This is a genomic window from Mesorhizobium sp. M7A.F.Ca.CA.001.08.2.1 (genome assembly GCF_003998455.1).
Classification (GTDB): domain Bacteria; phylum Pseudomonadota; class Alphaproteobacteria; order Rhizobiales; family Rhizobiaceae; genus Mesorhizobium; species Mesorhizobium ciceri.
Genome location: NZ_RZPW01001005.1, coordinates 1 through 1,819 on the forward strand (window position 1 = coordinate 1; position 1,819 = coordinate 1,819).

2 protein-coding genes are annotated in these 1,819 nt (G+C 63.1%); both read right to left on the reverse strand.

Annotated features, from left to right (window positions below; translation table 11 throughout):
• A partial coding sequence (locus EN914_RS34065) for a biotin/lipoyl-containing protein (RefSeq protein WP_127389620.1) occupies positions 1–368 on the reverse strand: 368 nt, incomplete at its 3' end.
• Between the two features lie 18 nt (positions 369–386).
• Positions 387–1,790, reverse strand: a complete 1,404-nt coding sequence (locus EN914_RS34070; RefSeq protein ID WP_013531482.1) for a pyruvate dehydrogenase complex E1 component subunit beta — start codon at positions 1,788–1,790, stop codon at positions 387–389.
• Positions 1,791–1,819: the final 29 nt, after the last annotated feature.

A 1,819-nucleotide genomic window follows, 5' to 3' on the forward strand; every position in this document is an offset into this window, starting at 1 on the left:
CCCCCCTCTGTCGACTTCGTCGACATCTCCCCCACGGGTGGGGAGATTGGCGCCTTGTCCTGCTTGGCCTCGGCTTTCGCTGGAGCAGCATCGCCCCCGCTTTTCGCGGCAGCGCCTGCATCCTCACCTTCGGCAGCGAGCACGGCGATCAGAGCGTTGACCTTGACGCCTTCGGTGCCGGCGGGAACGACGAGCTTTGCGACCGTGCCCTCATCGACAGCCTCGACTTCCATCGTCGCCTTGTCGGTCTCGATCTCGGCAATGACATCGCCCGGCGAAACCTTGTCGCCTTCCTTGACGAGCCACTTGGACAGATTGCCCTCTTCCATCGTGGGCGACAGGGCCGGCATGGTGATGTTGATTGGCATTTTGTCCTCCCGCCCGGTTCAGCGATATGTGACGGCTTTGACCGCCTCGATGACTTCGCCGACGTTCGGCAAAGCCAGTTTCTCGAGGTTGGCGGCATAGGGCATCGGCACATCCTTGCCGGCGATGGTGATGACCGGCGCGTCGAGGAAATCGAAGGCGCGCTGCGACACCTGGTTGGCGATATGGTCGCCGACCGAGTTCTGCGGATATCCCTCTTCGACAACGATCAGCCGGTTGGTCTTCTTGACCGAGGCGATGATGGTGTCGAGATCGAGCGGCCGGATCGTGCGCAAGTCGATGATCTCGGCATCGATGCCCAAGCCGCGCAGCTCGGCTTCCGCCTTGACCGCATAGGTCATGCCGATGCCGAAAGAGACGATGGTGACGTCCTTGCCGGTCTTGTGGATGCGCGCCTTGCCGATCGGCAGCACGAAATCATCCAGCTTCGGCACGTCGAAGGACTGGCCATAGAGGATCTCATTCTCGAGGAAGATGATCGGATTGGGATCGCGGATCGCCGCCTTCAACAAGCCCTTGGCGTCGGCGGCGGTGTAGGGCATCACCACTTTCAGGCCCGGAATGTGGCTATACCAGGCGGCGTAGCACTGCGAGTGCTGCGCGGCGACGCGTGCGGCAGCGCCGTTCGGTCCACGGAAAACGATCGGCGCACCCATCTGGCCGCCCGACATGTAGAGCGTCTTGGCGGCGGAGTTGATGATCTGGTCGATCGCCTGCATGGCGAAGTTGAAGGTCATGAACTCGACGATCGGCTTCAGGCCGGCCATCGCCGCGCCGACGCCGACGCCGGCAAAGCCATGCTCGGTGATCGGCGTGTCGACGACGCGCCGCGGCCCGAATTCCTGCAGCAGCCCTTGCGTGATCTTGTAGGCGCCCTGGTATTCGGCGACCTCCTCGCCCATGACGAAGACATCGCCGTCGCGGCGCATTTCCTCGGCCATCGCATCGCGCAGCGCTTCGCGCACCGTGGTCGAGACCATCTCCGTGCCGGCCGGAATGTCCGGATCGGCGGCGATTTCCGTCTTCGGTGCAGCAGCCACCGGCGCGGCAGCCGGTTTTGCGGCCTCCGCCTTGTCCTCCGCCGCGGCTGGAGCCTCTGCCTTTGCCGGTGCTTCCGCCTTGGCGGGAGCCGAGGACTTGCCGATATCGCCGGCACTTTCGCCGTCCTGCAGCAAAACGGCAATCGGTGTGTTGACCTTGACGCCTTCGGTGCCGGCGGCGATCAGGATCTTGCCAAGCGTGCCTTCGTCGACGGCCTCGACTTCCATCGTCGCCTTGTCGGTTTCGATCTCGGCGATGACGTCGCCGGCGACGACCTTGTCGCCCTCATTCTTCAACCACTTGGAAAGATTGCCCTCTTCCATGGTCGGCGAGAGAGCGGGCATGAGAATTTCGATCGGCATGTCCTTGCCCTCCCGTTACAATACGATAT

Coding starts and splice junctions, on each gene's coding strand:
- EN914_RS34070 (WP_013531482.1), bottom strand. CDS start 1,790: ATGCCGATCGAAATTCTCATGCCCGCTCTCTCGCCGACCATGGAAGAG.